Below are 18,796 nucleotides of genomic sequence, written 5' to 3'. Positions count from 1 at the left end.
CATGAGCGCCGATTACCACGTGCACGGCACCGTAGCCGTCATTACGCTGAACAACCCTCCGGTCAATGGGCTGGGACTGGAAACCCGCACGGCCGCCGTGCAAGGCATGCGCCGCGCGCTGGCCGATGACGCCGTCAAGGCCATCGTCATCACGGGCGCCGGCAAGGCATTTTCCGGCGGCGCCGATATCCGCGAATTCAATTCGCCAAAGGCGCTGGCCGAGCCATCGCTGCACTCGCTGATCCGCACGGTCGAAGACTCGACCAAGCCCGTAGTGGCGGCGATCCACAGCGTGGCCATGGGCGGCGGCCTGGAGCTGGCGCTGGGCTGCAATTACCGCGTGGCCACGCCAGGCGCGCAAATCGCGCTGCCGGAAGTCAAACTGGGCCTGTTGCCGGGCGCCGGCGGTACGCAGCGCCTGCCGCGCGTGCTGGGACTGGAACCGGCGCTGAACATGATCGTGTCGGGCGCGCCCGTGATGTCGGAAAAACTCGCCGGCACCGGGCTGTTCGACGCCGTGTTTGGCGCGGACGACAACGTGCTGGAGAAAGCCATTGCGTTTGCCAACAGCGTGGCCGACGTGCGCCCGCTGCCGAAAGTGCGCGACCGCAAAGTCGATTACCCGAACCATGAAGCGTTCCTGCAATTCTCGCGCAATACCGTGAAAGCCATGTCCGGCCCGTTCCCGGCGCCACTGGAGTGCGTGGAAACCGTGGCGGCGTCGATCACGAAGAAATTCGAGGACGGCCTGGCCTTTGAACGGGACCGTTTCATTGCGCTGATGCAGACCACGGAATCGAAAGCGCTGCGCCATGCGTTCTTCAGCGAGCGCATGACCAGCAAGGTGCCGGACCTGGCGGCCGATACGCCGGTGCGCACGATCAACAAGGCGGCCGTGATCGGCGCCGGCACCATGGGCGGCGGCATTGCCATGAACTTCGCCAATGCCGGCATTCCCGTAACCATCGTGGAAATGAAGCAGGAAGCGCTGGACAAGGGCCTGGCCACGATCCGCAAGAATTATGAAAACACGCTGAAGAAGGGCAAACTGACGCAGCAGAAATTCGAGCAGCGCGTGGCGCTGATCACCGGCGCACTGGACTATGCCGCGATTGCCGACGCGGATATCGTGGTCGAAGCCGTGTTCGAAGACATGGGCGTCAAGGAAACCGTGTTCAAGAAGCTCGATGAAGTCATGAAGCAGGGCGCGATCCTGGCGTCGAACACGTCGACCCTGGACGTGGACAAGATCGCCGCGTTCACCAGCCGCCCGCAGGACGTGATCGGCACGCACTTCTTCAGCCCGGCCAACGTCATGAAATTGCTGGAAATCGTGCGCGGCGCGAAAACCGGCAAGGATGTGCTGGCGACGGCGCTGGCGCTGTCGAAAAAACTGAAAAAGACCGGTGTCGTGTCCGGCGTGTGCGACGGCTTCATCGGCAACCGCATGATCGAGCAATACAGCCGCCAGGCCGGCTTCCTGCTGGAAGAAGGTTGCTTGCCGGAACAGGTCGACAAGGCTGTCGAGAAATTCGGCTTTGCCATGGGGCCGTTCCGCATGGGCGATTTGGCGGGCAACGATATCGGCTGGTACATCCGCAAGCGCCGCTACGTGGAATCGCCGGAAATCACGTATTCGAAAACCGCCGACCTGCTGTGCGAAATGGGCCGCTTCGGCCAGAAAACCGGCGGCGGCTGGTACGACTACAAGGCAGGCGACCGCAAGGCGTACCCGAACGAGGCCGTCAACGCCATGATCGTCCAGCATTCGGCCGACCTTGGCATCGAACGCCGCAAGATCAGCGACCAGGAAATCGTCGAGCGCCTGGTGTATGCGCTGGTCAACGAAGGTGCGCATATCCTGGAAGAAGGCATTGCGCTGCGCGCATCCGACATCGACATGGTGTACCTGACCGGCTATGGCTTCCCGCTGCACCGGGGCGGTCCGATGTTCTACGCCGACACGGTGGGCTTGCCGAACGTGCTGGGCGCGATGGAGCGCATGGCGCGTGGACGCCATGGCGACGCGTGGAAACCGGCGCCCTTGCTGGTGAAACTGGCGGCCGAGGGCAAAGGTTTTAACGGCTGATACAGCTGTTGCTTCGGCGCCATCCTGGCGCCGGCAGGCGGGTGCGTACGCGTGTCCGCCTGCGGCGGCCATACCACGCCGTGGTTGCCTTGCCGTGCCCCGGTGTTATGATGGGGCAACAGGGAGGCTACTATGGGCAAGCGTGCCGCAATCTTTGCAGCGACCATGTTGATCGGCGCCACCGGCGCCATGCAGCCGGCCTCGGCCCGTGAATTAGTGGCCATCGGCGCGCATTTCGAGCGGGTGTTCGAACGGGGGCAGGAAGGCGAAATCATCGGACTGGGTCCTGAAATCGTGCGTATCCTGGCCCAGCGCATGGGCCATACGGTGCGCTTCGAACTGTATCCGTGGGCCCGCGCCCAGGCCCTGATTGCGCAGGGCAAGGCCGACATCCTGGTCGGTCCGTATAAAACCGCCGAACGGCAACAAACCATGGCATTTTCCAAACTGGCCTTTTATCAGGACCAGATGGTGTTTTATGCGCGTAACGATGCCAACGCCAGCTGGAATGGCGATTTCGGCGCCCTGGGCGACCAGCGCATCGTCGTGCTCAATGGTTGGGCGTATGGCGCGGCGTTCGACCAGGCCCGCCCGCAGTTGCGGCTCAGTGTCGCCAACAGCGTCGACAGCGGCCTGAAAATGCTGGTGCACCAGCACGTGAATTTATTTGCCAGCAACCGCCGCAATACGGAGCCCGTGCTGGGCCGGCTCGGGCTGGTTGGCCAGATCGTCATGCTGCCCAAGGTGATCGATGTGCAGGAAGGCTATTTCGCCTTCCCGCGCGATACGTCGTTCGACACCTTGCGGCGGGATTTCGATGCGGCGTTCCAGCGCATGGTGGACAGCGGGGAATTGAAAAAGCTGGGACAGCGGCACGAAGTCATCGTGCCGTAGTCGCCACCCGGGATCAGCGCCGCGCCGGCGTCAGTACGCTGGGCAGCGCTTTCGGCAGGGTTTCCGGATAATCGCGGCTGAAATGCAGCCCGCGGCTTTCCCGCCGCTGCAACGCACTGTTGACAATCAGGCTGGCGACGTCGACCAGGTTGCGCAATTCCAGCAAGTCACTGGTGATGCGGAAATTGCGGTAATACTCGTCGATCTCTTCCTTCAGCAGCGCGATGCGGTGCTGCGCCCGTTCCAGGCGTTTCGTGGTACGCACGATGCCCACGTAATTCCACATCGAGCGGCGCAATTCATCCCAGTTATGGGAAATCACCACTTCCTCGTCCGCATCCGTGACGCGGCTTTCATCCCAGTCCGGCAGGTACGGCGTGCCGTTGCGCTCCTTGGCTTCGATATCGTGCGCGCAGGCGCGGCCGATCACCACGCATTCGAGCAGCGAATTCGAGGCCAGGCGGTTGGCGCCGTGCAATCCCGTGTAGGCGGTTTCGCCGACCGCATACAGGCCCGGCAAGTCGGTGCGGCCCGACAGGTCGGTGACGATGCCGCCGCACGTATAGTGCGCGGCCGGCACGATCGGGATCGGTTCTTTCGTGATGTCGATGCCCAGTTCCAGGCAGCGCGCATAGATCGTGGGGAAGTGTTCCTTCAGCCAGTCGGCCGGCTTGTGGCTGATGTCGAGGTGGACGTAATCGAGGCCGCGCTTCTTGATTTCGAAGTCGATGGCGCGGGCCACCACGTCGCGCGGCGCCAGTTCGGCGCGTTCGTCGTGCGCCAGCATGAAGCGGCTGCCGGCGGCGGCGCCCGCTTCCGGCGGCAATTTCAGCAAACCGCCTTCGCCACGGATGGCTTCCGTGATGAGGAACGATTTCGCGTACGGGTGGTACAGGCAGGTCGGGTGGAACTGGATGAATTCCATGTTCGCCACCCGGCAGCCGGCGCGCCACGCCATGGCGATGCCGTCGCCGCTGGCCGTGTCCGGGTTGGTGGTGTACAGGTAGACCTTGCCCGCGCCGCCCGTTGCCATTACCGTGTGTTCCGCCGCGACCGTGTGCACGGTGCCGGAGTTAACGTCCTGCACGTATAAACCGTGGCAGTGCGGTTGCGAACTGTGCGGCGCGGATTTCGGTCCCAGCTTGTCCGATGTGATCAGGTCGATGGCGCAATGGTGTTCGAACAGGCTGATGTTCGGGTGCGCCCGTACTTTCTGCTCCAGGGTCACTTGCACGGCATGGCCGGTGGCGTCCGCCGCATGGATGATGCGCCGCTGGCTGTGGCCGCCTTCGCGGGTCAGGTGGAAACCCAACTCCGCACTGTCGTCGCGGGTGAAGGGGACGCCCTGTTCGATCAGCCATTCGATGGCGGCGCGGCCGTTTTCCACGATAAAACGGGTGGCCGCTTCGTCGCACAGGCCGCCGCCGGCGACCAGCGTATCGGCGATGTGCTGGTCGTGGCTGTCGCCGGAGTCGAGCACGGCGGCAATGCCGCCTTGCGCCCAATTGCTGGCGCCATCCAGTAATTTACGTTTGGAAATGATTGCGACTTTGCGGGTTTCCGCCAGGTGCAAGGCCACCGACAAGCCGGCCAGGCCGCTGCCAACGATAGCGACATCGAATTTCATTATGAATCGTCAAGTTTGCTCGAGAGAAGTAAGACTATAGACGATTTGCCGCTTCCCTGTCATGAAGCGGTCATTTTGCGCTGGTGCACGGCTTGCCGCCGGTGGGTTTGCGGCGGCGCAAAACTGCGCCACGGAGCGGGCGCGATCATGGCTAAGCCACCTTTCAGCAGGTGGTGCATCCACCGTCGGGAGGCAAGTCATGGCCAGGAAAAAACTGCTTTTAGTGGAAGATGATCCGGGTTTGCAGCGCCAGCTGCGCTGGGGCCTGGATGAATACGAAGTTTTGGTGGCGGGCAATCCGGAACAGGCAATGGCGCATGTGCGGCGGCACCAGCCGGCCGTCGTCACCATGGACCTGGGATTGCCGCCCAAGCCGGACAGTGCGCAAGTGGGGCTGGCGCTGCTGGCCGACATGCTGGCGGCGGCGCCGGATACCAAGATCATTATCCTGTCCGGCAACCAGGACCGCGCCAATGTATTAAAAGCCATCGCCATGGGCGCCTATGATTTCCAGCAAAAGCCGGTGGAACTGGAATTGCTGCAACTGATGGTGGAGCGCGCTTTTTTCCTGCACGCGGTACAACTGGAACACAAGCGCATGGTGCAGATCGAACAGGATTCGCCGCTGGCCGGCATTATTTCGCGCGACGCTGGCATGCTGAAGCTGTGCCGCGACGTGGAAAAAGTCGCGCCGTCGTCGGCCAGCGTCATGCTGCTGGGTGAGTCCGGTTGCGGCAAGGAAGTGCTGGCGCGGGGCTTGCACCGGCTCAGTCCCCGCAAGCGCAAAGGTTTCATCGCCATCAATTGCGCGGCCATTCCGGAGCAGTTGCTGGAAAGCGAATTGTTTGGCCATGAAAAGGGCGCGTTCACGGGCGCCGGACGGCAAATCCAGGGCAAGATCGAACTGGCGCACGGCGGTACGTTTTTCCTCGATGAGATCGGCGACATGGCGATGGCGCTGCAGGGGAAATTGCTGCGTTTTCTGCAGGAGCGGGTCATCGAACGGGTGGGCGGGCGCCAGGAAATCCCTGTCGACGTGCGCGTGCTGTGCGCCACGCACCGCAACCTGAAGGCGCAGGTCGAGCAGGGCGCGTTCCGCGAAGATTTGTATTACCGCCTCAGCGAAATCGTGCTGACCATTCCGCCGCTGCGCGAACGTTGCGGCGACGCGCTGTTGCTGGCGCATCACGTCAAGAACCGCTGCTGCGCCAGCGCGCGGCGCCACCTGCAATTCCACCCGCAAGCGCTGGCCGCCATCGAAGCGCACCAGTGGCCTGGCAATGTGCGGGAACTGGAAAACTGCGTGCGGCGCGCCGTCATCATGGCGGAGGGGCCGCTGATCATGGTGGAAGACCTGGGATTGCCGGCCGCCTCCAGCGCGGTTGACGACAACGTCAACTTGCGGCTGGCGCGCGATGCGGCGGAATACCGGGTGATGGTGAAAGCGCTGGGCCGGGTCGACGGCAACGTCTTGCGCGCGGCGGAATTGCTGGGTATCAGCCGGCCCACGCTATACGATTTGATGAGCCATCACGGCATCCGTTAGGCATTTCCCGGGGCGGGCGCCGTCCCGGGACCTTCCTCGCGCGGAATCAGCCTGTCATACAGCGCCGTGTAGTGCTCCGCCACGGCTGCCAGGCTGTGGTGGCTCAATACCTGGCGCCTGCCGCGCAAGCCGTGGCGGCGCGCCAGGCCGGGAATCCTTACATAATCGGACAACGTTTCGGCCAGCATCGTGGCGTCGCCTTGCGGAACCTGGGCGCCGGTCCAGCCGGTTTGCACCAGGTGACTGTGCGCGCCGCCCTGGCAAGCGACCACCGGCAAGCCGCTGGCCATTGCCTGCAGCACATGGGTAGCGGACTCCGGTGTGCACTCCGGTGCGGCGAAGATGTCCATCACGCGCATCAGGCGCGCCACGTCGTCCCGCTGCCCCGGCAGCCAGGCCAGGTGCGCGGCGCCGGCGTCGGCCAACCTTTTTTTGCAGGCGATGCGTTCCGGCCCGTCGCCGATAATCAGCAGGCGCAGCGGCGCCGTTGCACCGTGGAATGCCAGCAAATGCAGGAAAGCGTCGACCAGTTGCAGGTGGCCATGTGCGCCATCCATGGGCCCGGCCGCGCCGATCACGCAAGCGCCGTCGCATAAATAGCCCGCCGGCCCCAATGCGGCCGGCGGGCCCAGCCGGGGATGGAATTGCAGGCAATCGACGGCGGCATGGGGCCGGGGCTGGGCGGACGGCGTCAGCAGACGCGCCAGCCAGCTGCGCAGCCCATGGCGGCGCGGTGCGCAACCGGCTGCGCTGGCGTCGTGCAAGCGCACGGGAACGCCGGCCAGCGCGGCCAGCCATTGCAGGGCCGCGCTGCGCGTGTGGATCAGCGCCGGACGCATTTGCTTCAGCCGGCGGAACAACCGCAAGGCCGGCAGGCGGCAGTCGTACGGGACATGGCTTGCCGCCAGCGGCATGCGCACCACCTGGGCCAAATGGCCGCTATGGCGCAATTCCCACATGGCGCCGTGGCGCCAGCCAATGACGACGTGGCGGTAACGGCCGGGCGGCATTTGATGAAGCAAACTCAACAGGCCTTCTTCCGCATCGGTGTCCAGGGCATCGGTGATGTGGACCACCAGCGGTGGACAGGTTGTGGCTGCCTGGCAGGCAAGTAAGTTCGTGGTCGGCACTTCCATCGCCTCTCCTTGTTTTCTGCTGGATCATTACCGGCCGCCGTACGCTGGCGGCATGGGCCGGACATTGGCTTTGTTGTAGACCAGGTGGATATGGGGGCAGGGTTCCAGGTGCCGCAGTGCGTCGCCCAGGTTTGCGTGTGTGGTGGTTTCCGCATCGACCACCAGCACCACCTGGCCCATTTGCGCTGTCAGGACGCTGGCCTCGGTTGTCGCCAGCAGCGGCGCCGTATCGAAAATGATGACGCGGTCGGCATAGCGCGACGCCAACTCTTCCAGCAACCGCTCCATGTCGCGGCTGGCCAGCATTTCCACGGCGTGGTGATGGGCTTTGCCTGCTGGCAGCACACTGAGCGCGGGAATCCCCGTCTTGATAATGACGTCGGCAATGCTTAGCGTATCGTCCAGCAGCAAATCCATCATGCCGGGGCAGTCCCGCATGCCCAGCATGGCGGGTACCGCCGGACGGGCCATGTGGGCGTCGACCAGCAGCACGGTAGTGTCGCGCTCCGTGGCCATGCTGAGCGCGAGGTTGATGGCGCAAAAGCTTTTTCCTTCGCCCGGCATGGCGCTGGTCACGGCGATCAGGTTGGCGCGGGCACAGTCCTTGTCGCGCAACTGGCGCAGCAGCGGGCGTTTGATCATGCGGAATTCTTCCGCCACCGCAGCGTGGTGCGGGCCCTGCGGCGAGGCCGGGGGCAGAAGGCGGGGAGGAGGCTGGCCGGACGGCATCACGTATCCGCGAAGTGCTCAGGGCGCGATCAATGCCCGCGACAGGCCGCCGCCATCGGTGACCAGGGTATGGGTCAACACGCCGCCATACGCCAGCAGCAATGTGCCCAGCATGGCGCCAAAATACGCCCGGCTGCGCTTGCGCAGTCGAAGCTGGTCGGGCGTCCAATGCCTGGCGATGACGCCGATGACTTGCAGCCCGCTGAAATCGCGCAATTCGCGGATGCTGTCGAAGTTGGGCCGGCTGCGGCTTGCCGTGACGGCAGTGAGACAGCCCGCGGCCAGCGCCACCGCCAGGACGCCGCTGTTGAGGAGAAAACGGTTGGGGCCGGCGGGGCGGACGGGCAGCGTGGGCGGATCGATAATGCGGAAATTCATCATTTCTTGCGTCGAACTGAGATTGCCGGACAGTTTGGCCGCTTCCCGCTTGCTGATCAGTTTTTCGTAATTGTCCTTGTTGATCTGGTAGTCCCGATTCAGTTGCGCCAGCTGGGATTCCAGCTCCGGGACTGCCTTGCTTTGCGCTTCCAGCCGCGCATGGCGTACGCCCAGTTCCCTGACACGCGCCCGCATGGCGGCGACTTTCGCATCCGCTTCCGTCAGCGCGACCTTGATCTGTTGCAGCATGGGGCTGTAGCGCCGGCCGGGATCGGCTGCCGGCGACGGATCTGCGGCGCTGTCCGCCCGGCGCTGTGCCAGTTGCGCCAGCAGGCGGCGCGCCGCGACGACGTCGGGATGCTGGTCTGTGTATTGCAATTGCAGCGTGTCGAGGGTTTTGGTGATGGCTACGATGCGGGCGTCAATTTCCGGGTCATCAATGACGACCGGTTTTGGCTGGTCAGGTGGTACTGGCGCCGTTAAATGAACGGCGGGGATTTGCTGGCGGATTGCTTCGCGGGCCTGCTCCGCTTCCAGCAAATCCAGCCGGGCGGTATTGAGTGCATCGGCCGATTGCGACAGCTGCGCGCCGTAATCCTGGCCCGCGCGGGGCAACACGGCGTTGTGCCGCAATTTGAATTCCTTGACCGAGTCCTCCGCCGCCTGCAACTTTTCTTCATAGGCGCTGATTTGCGCATCGATGAATTGCACGGCTTTTTCGGATTCCCCCTTCTTGCCCCGGAAACTGCCCTCGACGAAAATCGCCAGCAGCGATTGCACGACATCGCGCACCAGGCGTGGATCGCGGTCGTTATACGTAATGGTGTAGATGTCGTAGCTGCCGGTGCCGGCAATGCGGATGCGGTTCAGCAGCTCATCCATCCTGATTTCATGGTCGCGGGGCGTGGCCTGGCGCACATCGAGGTCCACCATGCGCATGACGCGTTCGATATTCGGCCGGCTGAGCAGGGTGCGGCTCATGATCGCCACCTGCTGTTCGACGTTGGGCACGCTGGTCATGCCGGACAGCAGTGGTTTCAATATGCCTTGCGTATCGACAAAGACCCGCGCGGAAGTCTGGTAGTCGTTGGGCAGCAGCGCCACGCCGGTCCAGCCGGCCAGCGCGCAGATCCACGCGACGGCGATGGTGCGCCAGCGGAATTTCCAGATGCAGTGGCCGGCCGTATGCAGTTGGTATAACAGCTCTTCCATATACTCGTTCCCGCAAAAAGATCCGCAAACAGGCATGGCGGTTGCGGCGGCCTGTGGTTCGATTATAGGAAGGGAGGTCAGCCGCCCGGACCCCGACTGCAATGGCGTTGAGCGGCGTCAAGCGGCCGGATGCCCGCCTGGATCAGTGGATTTCAGCCGCGGCGCCGGCGGCCCAGGAAGCCCATGCCCAGCAAGCCGGTGGCCAGGATGGCCAACGAAGCGGGTTCCGGCACCGCCTGCAAGGTATTGGCCAGCGAATTGTGCTGGATCGTGATCTGGTATTCGTTGCCGGCCATCAACATGCCCGTGGTGGCTGAAAATAAGCTGGCGCCAGGCGCATAGATCAAATCGGCGGGCGCGGCATGCGTGGCGCTGCGGATACTGCCCGCATTCAATTCGTTTGGCGCATAGGCCAGTTCAGTCGCACCCGTGGTCACGTTCAGGATATTGATCGACCACGACAGCCGGGCATTCGCGTTGGACACGGGGCCGGAGCCGGGCGTGACCAGCGCCCGCGTATAGGGATTGCCCATGAAGGAGACGGTCATCGTGTCGGATGTTCCCATCACGAAGCGGAACGTGGTCGACGTGCCGACATCGGAATTGCCGGACGCCACGGCATTGACGGCAGTCGATGCGTCGGCCCGCGTGGACGCATGGGCGCCGGCCGGCGTGGCGCCGATCATGATCGCCGCGCCCGTGAGTTTTTGGTCGGCATGGCCATAGGTCGTCGTGACGGGCGGCACGCCGGCAATCGGCGTAAACGTATCGGCCGCGATGGGCATGCACGCCCCCAGGCATTGCTGCGCGACATTGGGCGGGATCGGCGCCAGGATGCTGCGCGAATCCGCATCGTTGGCAAACGCGCCGTTCAGCGAGGCCGTGGCATGGGCGTCATTGATGCCAGCCAGCGTGGAAAAATTGGCGACACTGTAATCCGCGCCCGATGAGTGCAGCAGTTTGAAATCAGTGATGTCAAGGATGGCCGAAGCAAAGGTGGAAGCGCTGGCCGGGCCGGATACGGCGAGCGCGGTGGCCGCCGCCAGCAGGATTTTCGTGGTGTTCATGACGTGCTGCTCCTTTCGTGGGTTGGCCGCATGGGATTGCGGTGAACCCTGTACAGCAGTATCCATGCCTGCGTATTTTTACCCGTCATATCAATGACTTGGCCGCGCGCGGCCGTGCTTTAACAGGGTTTTGCGAAGAAAAGCGACACTGTCTTCCTATCCCGCGCCGGGCGGGAACTTTTTTCGAGTGAACCGATCCAACTTGCCTGAACCTGAAAGAGCCACTGAGGGAGGCAACGTGGACGAAGACTCGATTATTTCATTTGCGGACAAGCCCGGCCTGCGCGAACTGGTGATTGGCGAGGCGGCCCACGACCCGGCGGAAGACCATGAAATCGACCGCCAAATGTTTCATCTGCGCCTCGCCAATTCCCGCAAGGAACGCGAGGCGGCCAGCCTGCTGCTGAAAAAGATGTATGGCTGGCGCGGCTATGACGTGGATCCCCATGCCACCCATGGGCCCAACCGTATCACGCTGTATACGGAAACCGGCGGCGAGACCGTGGGCACGATGTCGCTGTGCCTGGACGACCCCGCGCTGGGCCTGCCGGCGGACGAAAATTTCCGCCATGAACTCGATCACTTGCGGGCACAGGGACGGCGCCTGTGCGAACCGTCGCGGCTGGCCATCGACAAAGGCGCGTCGCGCCGCGTGTTCGCCGGGATGATCCACCTGTCATACCTGTATGCGCACCACATCCATGGCCATACGGATTACGTCATCGAAGTCAATCCCCGCCACGTGATGTTTTACCGGCGCATGCTGGGCTTCACCCACTACGGTACGCAGCGCAACTGTTCACGCGTGGGCGCACCGGCTGTCTTGTTGCGGCTGGACCTCGATTACATGCAGGATCAGATCCGGCAATATGGCGGCCTGATGGAACAACATGGCAACGTGCGCTCGTTTTATCCGTATTTTTTTCCTCCCGAAGATGAAGCGGGCATCACCGCGCGCCTGATGCGGGGGGCGGGATGAGTGCGCTGGCGCAATGGCGGTCTGTACTGGGCGACGAACACGTGCGTACGGATGCCGCGGCATTGGATGCCTACGCCAGCAGTACGGCGTCGTGGGTCGCGCGGCCCGCGGCCATCCTGTTTCCCGGCAGCCGCGGCGACGTGGTCGAACTGGTGCGTATCGCGGCGGCCCATCGCATTGGCCTGTATCCCATCAGTACCGGCCGCAACTGGGGCTACGGCGACGCCTGCGCCGTGCGGCCCGGGCAGGTCATCGTGGACCTGTCGCGCATGCGCCGCATCGTCGAAGCAAACGCCGAACTGGGTTACGTGGTGATCGAGCCGGGGGTGACGCAAGGGCAGTTGTCCCGGTACCTGGCGGAACAGCGCTTGCCGTTCTGGATGGATTGCACGGGGGCCGGGCCCGACACCAGCCTGGTCGGCAATGTCCTCGAGCGGGGATTTGGTCATTCGCCTTACGGCAACCGCGTGCTGCACGTGTGCGGCATGGAAGTGGTGCTGGCCGACGGCGACGTGGTCGGTACCGGCTACACGCATTACCCGCAGGCGCGGGCAGCGCGCGTCTTTCCCTACGGGCTGGGACCGTGGATCGATGGCTTGTTTACGCAATCGGCGTTCGGCATCGTCACCAGCCTCGGCCTGTGGCTGATGCCGCAATCGCCGGCGTTGGGACATTTCCTGTGCGGCGTTCCCCGGCATGGCGGCGTCGGCGCCGTGGCCGACGCGCTGCGTCCGCTGCGTATGGATGGCACGCTGCGCTCGGTAATCCATATTGGCAATGATTTGCGGATATTGTCGGGCGGAATGACGTATCCACATGGCGCCACGGGCGGCACGCGGCCGCTGCCGCGGGCTGTGCGCGATGCATTGTGCCGCGAGCGCGGCATCTCGCCGTGGACGGTGTCCGGCGCGCTATACGGCGATAGACAGCAAGTGGCCGCCGCGCGCCGCGCGCTGCGCAAGGCGCTGGCGCCATTGCGCCTGGCGCCGCGCTTTATTGATGACCGCAAGCTGGCGCTGGGTTCCCGCGTCGCACGGCTGCTCGGCGATACGGCAATCGGACGCAAGCTCGCGGCCCGTGTCGCGCTGGGGCAGTCGCTGTTCCGGATGAACCGGGGCATGCCCGACGGCAGATTCCTGGCTGGCGCTTATTGGCGGCGGCAGGGCGGATTGCCACCCGGCTTTCCCATCGGCGCCGATCCCGCCCGCGACGGTTGCGGCTTGCTGTGGCTGTCGCCCGTGCTGCCCATGCGGGGCGCGGACTTGCAGGCGGTGATGGACCTGGCGGAACCCTGCTTCGAGCGGTATGGTTTCGATCTGTTCGCCACCTTCAGCATGATCACCGAGCGCGCACTGGGCGGCGTCCTGACGATTGCGTATGACAAGGACGATGCGGCGGAAAGCGCCGACGCGCATGCCTGCTACGACGGCCTGTTCAATGCGCTGATGGCGGCCGGATATTTGCCATACCGTGTCGGCCTGCAATCGATGGCGGCGCTGGATCCGGCGGCCGACGGTTTCTGGCGCACAGTCAGCCGCATCAAGGCGGCGCTCGATCCGCTGAACATCATCGCACCGGGCCGCTACCAGCCGCCACCCGGGCCACAGCCCGGTCCGGCAACGCGTCTATAATCCGGCCAGCAATGTCCGTACTTCGTCCTGGCGCTTGTATCCCCGGTCGGCTTGCAGACGCTCCAGCTGGCGCCGGGCTTCGCGGCGCTCGCCCGTGCGCAGCAGTGCGCTGGCGTAGTGCAGGCGGATATCACCCGCCTGCGGTGCACTGTCCGTGGCTTTTTTCAGGATGGGGATGGCGCGTCCCGCATCACCCTGTTGCGCCAGGATCCATCCCAAAGTGTCCGCCACGGCCGGATTGGCGGGCGCCAGCGCGTAGGCTTTTTCAGCGTAGCCCCGGGCGCGTTTGTCGGCCGCCTGCTGGCACGTCCAGGCCAGGTCGTTGAGCGCCACCACATGGTTCGGCTCGATTGCGAGCACCTGTTCGTAGTGGGGAATCGCCGCCCGGTAGTCGCCCGAGGCCAGCAGCGTACTGGCCAGGTACAGGCGCGTCGGCAAATCGCGCGGATGGCTGGCGAGCCAGTTTGCGATGTGGCTTGCCGCCTCGTCCGGTTTGCCGGCCGCAACCAGCGCACGGTGCAGGGAAATGGCCAGCGGTCCGCCGGGTTCCTGCGCATACGCCTTCCGGTACAGCGGCAGCGCCAGTGCCGGATGGGCGCGCGCCATTTCGATGTCGCCCGCCAGACGGTAGCCCAGCGCGGCGGTGGCAGGCCGTGCTTGCGCCCCGTGCGCCAGCGCCATGGCCTGGTCCCATGAGCGCATATCCGTCAGCAGGCGTACGGCGGTCGCCAGCGCCGGGCCGTGTTCAGGCTGCGATTCCAGCGCCTTGCGGATCGCCGCCAGGGCTTCCTGCTTATGGTTCAGCGCCATATGGGCGCCAGCCAGTTGCAATTGCACGGCCGCGTCACCGGGCTGGCGGCCCGCCAGGTCGGTATAGCTTTCCAGCGCGCCCTCGCCATCGCCGGACGCGGCGCGGGCGCGCGCCAGCAATGCCAGTGCACCCACGTGGGCGGGATTGGCGGCTTGCAGCTTTTGCGCCAGCGCCAGTGCTTTCGGCAGTTCGCCCGCATCGAGGTAATACGTCCCCAATTGCAGCGCCGGCGCCATTGCGTCCGGCGCCGCGCGATATGCGCGCTCCAGCCAGCCACGCGCGGCCGCCATCTGGCCCCGCTGCGCCGCCAGCCGGGCCAGCGCCGCCATCAGTTCCGTATCGTTACCGTTGCGCGCCAGCACCGCTTCATAGCGCAGCCGCGCCTGGTCCGGCTGGCCGGCAAGCACATCGAGTTGCGCCAGGTTTTGCAGCGCCGGCAGATAGCCGGGCTGCAAGGCGAGCGCCGCCTCGAACGCCTGGCGCGCCCCGGCCGGGTCTTGCCGCGCCAGCAGCACGCCGCCTTTCAAGTTTTGCAGCGCGGGATTGTTTTGCTGTTTTTCCAGCGCCTGCACCGTTGCCAGCGCTTTGTCATAAGCGCCGGCGCGCATCTGCGTCACCACCAGCAAGGCGCCGGCACGCCGCTGCGCGCCATCGCCGGCGGCGTCGCCCGGCATCAGCAGCACCTGTTCCAGCGCCGCTTCGGCGCGCTGGTTATTGCCCAGACCCAGTTCGCTGATCGCCTGCGACGTGCGGGTGGCGGCAGTGGGCGGTGCGATGGCGGCCGCCTTGTCGAAGCAGGCCGATGCCTTGGCATAGGCTTGCGTGCGCATATAGGCTTCGCCCGCGAGCGCCTGCAACTGGCTGTCGCCGGCGCCACGTTCCAGCAACGGTTCCAGCAGCGCAACGGCGTCACCGGGTTTCCCGCCGCGCAAGGCGATCTGGGCCGCCAGCCGGATGCCGAAGGCATGGCGCGGCTGGCCGGCCAGGAAGCGCTGGATGTGCTGCTCCGCTTGCGGCACATTGTTCTGGGTCAGGAAGATGCCCGCCGCCATCAGGTTCGATGGCGGGTGGTCCGGCGCCGCGCGCAAGATCAATTGCAGGCGTTCCAGCGCGGCCGGATATTTTTTTTCCTGCATGGCCAGCAATGCCTGCGTATAAATGACGGCTGCGCTCCCAGGTGCAATGCGGCTAGCGGCCGCCAGTTCGCTGCGCGCTTCGTCGATGCGGTTGTCCGCCACCAGCAGGCTGGCGGCATCGAGCCGGCCTTGCAGGTTGGCGGGGCGCAGCTCGATCACCTTGCGATAACTGTCCAGCGCGCCGGCATGGTTGCCGGCGCGCCGATACAGGTCGCCTTGCAGGCGCAGCGCGTCAACATTGTCCGGATGGGCGGCCAGCACGCCGGCCACGTCCTTCATGGCGGCGTCCACGGCGCCCGATTGCAGCGCCATGCGCGCTTCACCCAGCCGCGCCAGCGTATTGGCAGGTTGCACCGCCAGCACCTGAGCAAACAGCCTGGCGGCGTCGGCCTGGTGTTGCAGGCCCAGCAGGGCATAGCCGCGCAACGCGCGGATATCGCCCTGTTCGGGCGCCGGCCAGGCATCGTCGACCAGCAATTCCGTCAGCACCTGGTCGTAGCGCTGTTGCAGCAACAGGACCGTGCCCAGGCGGGGCAGTACGGCGCCCGGTGCGGCGCCCGCATCCCGGGCGCGCCGGAATTCCTTTTCGGCGGACAGCACGTCGCCGCTTTCCAGGTAAATATCGCCCAGCTGCAGGCGGGCGGTGGCATGGGCCGGTACGCGTTGCAGCACGTTTTTCAGTTCAATGATGGCGGCGTGGTTGTCCCCTGCGGCCTGGCGCCGGGTGGCGGACGCCATCAGTTGGGCCGGGTCCGGGTCGCGGGCGCAACCGGTGGTCAGCAGCATGACTGCCGCCAGGGTGGCGGCGACGCGGGATGGATTCATGTCTGGCATGGCGCTCTCCTTGGGCAATTGGTTGCTTCAGGGTAGGCGCGCAATCCTGCTCGCCTTTGCGCGCGCACAAGGCCGCGCTAAGCAGTGTCCGCTGCCCGGTCCCAGGCGGGCACGTCGCCGAATGCTTCGGCCAGGAAGTCGACCATGACCCGCACGCGGGCGCTGAGGTGGCGGCGGCTGGGATAGATGGCCTGGATATCGATGTCCGGCAGGTGGTAGCCGGGTAGCACGGGAACCAGCCGCCCGGCCCGCAAGTCGTCGCCGACAATGAAGGTCGGTTGCGCGATGATGCCCTGGCCGCCCAGCGCCACCGCCAGCGCCGTATCGCCGTTGTTGGTGCGCAGGATGAACGGCGGCTTGACGGCGTGCGCCTGGCCCGCCGCCGACTCCAGCGGCCATTCTTCCGAGCTGTGGTAGCTGTAGCCGATGCAATCGTGGTGCAGCAAGTCCGCCGGCGTGCTGGGGGCGCCGCGCCGCGCCAGGTAGGCGGGCGACGCGCACAGGACGATGCGGCACACGGCCAGCTTGCGTGCCACATGGCTGGCGCTGCCGGCACGCGAAATGCGCACCGCCATGTCATAGCCTTCTTCCACGATATCGACCACGCGGTCGATCAGCGAGATATCCAGTTGCACGTCGGGATAGCGCGCCATGAAGCGCGGCCATAACGGCGCCAGGTGCCGTACGCCAAAGCTCAGCGGCGCGTTGATGCGCAGCACGCCGCGCGGCTGCATGGCGGCGGAAGAGACGATGGCTTCGGTTTCCGCCACTTCATCGAGGATGCCGCGGGCCCGCTCGAACAGCGCCGCGCCGCTGGGAGTGAGCGACATGCGCCGCGAACTGCGGTTCAGCAGGCGCGTTTGCAGGTGGGCTTCGAGATCGCTGATGTAGCGGGTGACGTTGGCGGGGGAGGTGTCGAGCGCTTCCGCCGCGCGGGCAAAGCTCTCTTTACGGACAACTTCGACAAAGACTTCGAGCGCTCGCAGGCGGTCCATGCGGGCCGGGGCGGGTTAGTAGCGGGTCCAGTTATTGGCGGCGGTACGGGACGCGGCGGCTTCCTTCAAGTCGTCGATGCTGCCATTGGGGGCCACTGCGCGCAGCTGCGCCAGGTGCGAGGCTGCCAGGGAGTCGCCCGAACGGGTGGCTTCTTCCAATAAATGCAACACTTCCGCGCGACGCGACATGTCAGGCTGGTAATGCAGCGCCAGTTCGCGCTGCGCCACTGCCGAGCCTTGCCCGGCCCATTCGCGCAGTCGCCGCTCCGCAACAAAATTCCCTTCGGTATTCAACTTCCGGGCAGTGGTTTCAATCACACTGGCCGGGGGCACCATGTCATCTTTGGCCTGGGCGCCGATCAATACACCGACCGTAACCAGTACCGCAGCGACCAAAACGCCTGATTTGTTGAATAATTCCATCGTAAATTTTGCCTTTTGTCTTATTTCCTGCCGGCAGAGCTCGTGAGTGGCACATGCCATGTTATCACTTATTTCCCGATAACAACAGAACTTTTATACTTTTGCTATTTGCTGCATTGCACAGAACCAGGGCATAGCATACCACTTCATCAAGTGCAATTTTGCAACGGAGGGGAGTGTAGCACGTCAGAATTTTCCGCCCGGTACGCACGGGAGCTGAGCAGGGTAACAATTGTAACCATTCGTTATGGCGGCCGCCGCCCATTAGCACTGATGAGTTCCGTATTGCGTAAATTTGCAATTAACGAACATGTTGTTCCCACACCCGGCAAACCCCGCCACCAGGCTGCGGCGGGGGCGCGGATAAGTGCGGACAATTTGCGGCGCGCTATTGCTGGCCGTCGCGGAATTGTTGCGCAAAGGTCTGCAGTTGCGCGGCGGGTTGACCGGGCGGTTCCATCGCCGGGGGCAGGGGAGCGCGCATCGGCTGGCTGCGCTTGCCGGCGGACGACAGGACGTGACCCGTCGTGTCCGGGGCCGCATTCCATACCGGGGCCTCGATGCCTTCGAAGATGGTCTTCAATTGCTGGCCCCAGGTGCTGCGGATCATGCGGAAATACTGGTTGTTTTCATCGATGGTGGCAAATTGCGTGACCGCCAGCGTATCGTTGGCATACACCAGCAAATCCAGCGGCAAACCCACCGAGATGTTCGAGCGCAGCGTGGAATCCATGGAGATCAATGCGCACTTGGCCGCTTCGTCGAGCGGCGTGTCCGGGTTCACCACGCGGTCGATGATGGGCTTGCCATATTTGGCTTCGCCGATCTGGAAATAGGTGGCTTCGCAGTGCGACTCAATGAAGTTACCCGCCGAGTAGACCTGGAACAGCCGGCACCGTTCGCCTCGGATCTGGCCGCCAAAGATCATGCTGACATTGAAATCGATGCCGAAGTCCGCCAATGCTTTCGCATCGCGCGCATGCACCAGGCGCACCACCTCGCCCACGATGCGCGCGGCTTCATACATGCCAGGCGCGGTCCAGATGGTATGGCCGGCGTCGTCCTGGTGGGTGGCCAGCAATTCCCGGATCGACTGCGAAATGGACAAATTCCCCGCAGTCATCAGCACCATCAACCGGTCACCCGGATTTTCATACACTTGCATCTTGCGGGCCGTACTGACCTGGTCCACACCGGCATTGGTGCGGGAGTCGCTGAGAAAGACCAGGCCCGCATCGAGTCGCATCGCTACACAATAAGTCATTGTTTCCGTTTGAGTCACACTGATTGAACAGGGCCCGATTCTAGC

The 18,796-nt window shown here is 64.4% G+C and carries 14 protein-coding genes; 5 read left to right on the top strand and 9 right to left on the bottom strand.

Features of this window, described 5'->3' with window-relative positions; all coding sequences use genetic code 11:
* Position 1: 1 nt before the first annotated feature.
* Entirely contained in the window at positions 2–2,089 is a 2,088-nt protein-coding gene (locus GJ700_RS26060; RefSeq protein WP_154379481.1) for a 3-hydroxyacyl-CoA dehydrogenase NAD-binding domain-containing protein, read from the top strand.
* Between the two features lie 132 nt (positions 2,090–2,221).
* Positions 2,222–2,983, top strand: coding sequence for a substrate-binding periplasmic protein (locus GJ700_RS26055; protein ID WP_229507249.1), 762 nt, complete (start codon positions 2,222–2,224; stop codon positions 2,981–2,983).
* Positions 2,984–2,996: 13 nt separating this feature from the next.
* Here GJ700_RS26055 and nadB read toward each other — a convergent pair whose 3' ends face one another.
* A complete protein-coding gene (gene nadB / locus GJ700_RS26050; RefSeq protein ID WP_154379479.1) occupies positions 2,997–4,610 on the bottom strand; it encodes an L-aspartate oxidase in 1,614 nt (537 codons plus the stop codon).
* 199 nt (positions 4,611–4,809) lie between these two features.
* Here nadB and prsR point away from each other — a divergent pair, with 199 nt between their 5' ends.
* The gene (gene prsR / locus GJ700_RS26045) at positions 4,810–6,156 is read left to right on the top strand and encodes a PEP-CTERM-box response regulator transcription factor (protein WP_154379477.1); all 1,347 of its coding nucleotides are present in this window, start codon (positions 4,810–4,812) and stop codon (positions 6,154–6,156) included.
* Here the strand turns inward: prsR and GJ700_RS26040 are convergent.
* The 4 genes from GJ700_RS26040 to GJ700_RS26025 all read right to left on the bottom strand — a co-directional run bounded on the left by GJ700_RS26040 (position 6,153) and on the right by GJ700_RS26025 (position 10,678).
* Entirely contained in the window at positions 6,153–7,292 is a 1,140-nt protein-coding gene (locus GJ700_RS26040) for a glycosyltransferase (protein ID WP_154379475.1), read from the bottom strand. The two genes, prsR and GJ700_RS26040, sit on opposite strands and share 4 nt — an antisense overlap.
* Positions 7,293–7,319: 27 nt before the next feature.
* A complete protein-coding gene (locus GJ700_RS26035; RefSeq protein ID WP_154379473.1) occupies positions 7,320–8,021 on the bottom strand; it encodes an XrtA-associated tyrosine autokinase in 702 nt (233 codons plus the stop codon).
* Between the two features lie 18 nt (positions 8,022–8,039).
* Positions 8,040–9,611, bottom strand: a complete 1,572-nt coding sequence (locus tag GJ700_RS26030; RefSeq protein WP_154379471.1) for an XrtA system polysaccharide chain length determinant — start codon at positions 9,609–9,611, stop codon at positions 8,040–8,042.
* A 152-nt stretch (positions 9,612–9,763) separates the two neighbouring features.
* Positions 9,764–10,678, bottom strand: coding sequence for a PEP-CTERM sorting domain-containing protein (locus GJ700_RS26025; protein ID WP_195764017.1), 915 nt, complete (start codon positions 10,676–10,678; stop codon positions 9,764–9,766).
* A 238-nt stretch (positions 10,679–10,916) separates the two neighbouring features.
* Between GJ700_RS26025 and GJ700_RS26020 the strand changes: the two genes are divergently transcribed.
* Together GJ700_RS26020 and GJ700_RS26015 are read left to right on the top strand one after the other, a co-directional pair.
* Complete coding sequence (locus GJ700_RS26020; RefSeq protein WP_371868127.1) at positions 10,917–11,657, top strand: N-acyl amino acid synthase FeeM domain-containing protein; 741 nt, start codon at positions 10,917–10,919, stop codon at positions 11,655–11,657.
* Positions 11,654–13,288 carry an FAD-binding oxidoreductase gene (locus GJ700_RS26015; protein ID WP_154379467.1) on the top strand — a complete coding sequence of 545 codons (1,635 nt, stop codon included), beginning with the start codon at positions 11,654–11,656 and terminating at the stop codon, positions 13,286–13,288. Before GJ700_RS26020 ends, GJ700_RS26015 begins: the two co-directional genes overlap by 4 nt.
* Here GJ700_RS26015 and prsT read toward each other — a convergent pair.
* The 4 genes from prsT to GJ700_RS25995 form a co-directional block, all read right to left on the bottom strand.
* Positions 13,283–16,069: an XrtA/PEP-CTERM system TPR-repeat protein PrsT gene (gene prsT, locus GJ700_RS26010; protein WP_154379465.1), complete on the bottom strand. Its 2,787-nt coding sequence runs from the start codon at positions 16,067–16,069 to the stop codon at positions 13,283–13,285. The two genes, GJ700_RS26015 and prsT, sit on opposite strands and share 6 nt — an antisense overlap.
* Before the next feature lie 77 nt (positions 16,070–16,146).
* Complete coding sequence (locus tag GJ700_RS26005; protein ID WP_154379463.1) at positions 16,147–17,064, bottom strand: LysR family transcriptional regulator; 918 nt, start codon at positions 17,062–17,064, stop codon at positions 16,147–16,149.
* A 15-nt stretch (positions 17,065–17,079) separates the two neighbouring features.
* Positions 17,080–17,547, bottom strand: coding sequence for a hypothetical protein (locus tag GJ700_RS26000; protein WP_195764016.1), 468 nt, complete (start codon positions 17,545–17,547; stop codon positions 17,080–17,082).
* Positions 17,548–17,875: 328 nt separating this feature from the next.
* Entirely contained in the window at positions 17,876–18,751 is an 876-nt protein-coding gene (locus GJ700_RS25995) for a proteasome-type protease (protein ID WP_154379461.1), read from the bottom strand.
* Positions 18,752–18,796 lie beyond the last annotated feature (45 nt).

Origin of the sequence: Pseudoduganella rivuli, assembly GCF_009674485.1 — a bacterium.
Classification (GTDB): domain Bacteria; phylum Pseudomonadota; class Gammaproteobacteria; order Burkholderiales; family Burkholderiaceae_D; genus Rugamonas; species Rugamonas rivuli_B.
This window is presented reverse-complemented; position numbering and strand designations above follow the sequence as displayed.

Excerpts from the sequence above, each read along its gene's own strand:
- GJ700_RS26005 (WP_154379463.1), bottom strand. The coding sequence starts at position 17,064 with ATGGACCGCCTGCGAGCGCTCGAAGTCTTTGTCGAAGTTGTCCGTAAA.
- GJ700_RS26055 (WP_229507249.1), top strand. The coding sequence starts at position 2,222 with ATGGGCAAGCGTGCCGCAATCTTTGCAGCGACCATGTTGATCGGCGCC.
- GJ700_RS26000 (WP_195764016.1), bottom strand. The coding sequence starts at position 17,547 with ATGGCATGTGCCACTCACGAGCTCTGCCGGCAGGAAATAAGACAAAAG.
- GJ700_RS26040 (WP_154379475.1), bottom strand. The coding sequence starts at position 7,292 with ATGGAAGTGCCGACCACGAACTTACTTGCCTGCCAGGCAGCCACAACC.
- GJ700_RS25995 (WP_154379461.1), bottom strand. The coding sequence starts at position 18,751 with ATGACTTATTGTGTAGCGATGCGACTCGATGCGGGCCTGGTCTTTCTC.
- GJ700_RS26015 (WP_154379467.1), top strand. The coding sequence starts at position 11,654 with ATGAGTGCGCTGGCGCAATGGCGGTCTGTACTGGGCGACGAACACGTG.
- nadB (WP_154379479.1), bottom strand. The coding sequence starts at position 4,610 with ATGAAATTCGATGTCGCTATCGTTGGCAGCGGCCTGGCCGGCTTGTCG.
- GJ700_RS26025 (WP_195764017.1), bottom strand. The coding sequence starts at position 10,678 with ATGAACACCACGAAAATCCTGCTGGCGGCGGCCACCGCGCTCGCCGTA.
- prsR (WP_154379477.1), top strand. The coding sequence starts at position 4,810 with ATGGCCAGGAAAAAACTGCTTTTAGTGGAAGATGATCCGGGTTTGCAG.
- GJ700_RS26030 (WP_154379471.1), bottom strand. The coding sequence starts at position 9,611 with ATGGAAGAGCTGTTATACCAACTGCATACGGCCGGCCACTGCATCTGG.
- prsT (WP_154379465.1), bottom strand. The coding sequence starts at position 16,069 with ATGCCAGACATGAATCCATCCCGCGTCGCCGCCACCCTGGCGGCAGTC.
- GJ700_RS26060 (WP_154379481.1), top strand. The coding sequence starts at position 2 with ATGAGCGCCGATTACCACGTGCACGGCACCGTAGCCGTCATTACGCTG.
- GJ700_RS26035 (WP_154379473.1), bottom strand. The coding sequence starts at position 8,021 with ATGCCGTCCGGCCAGCCTCCTCCCCGCCTTCTGCCCCCGGCCTCGCCG.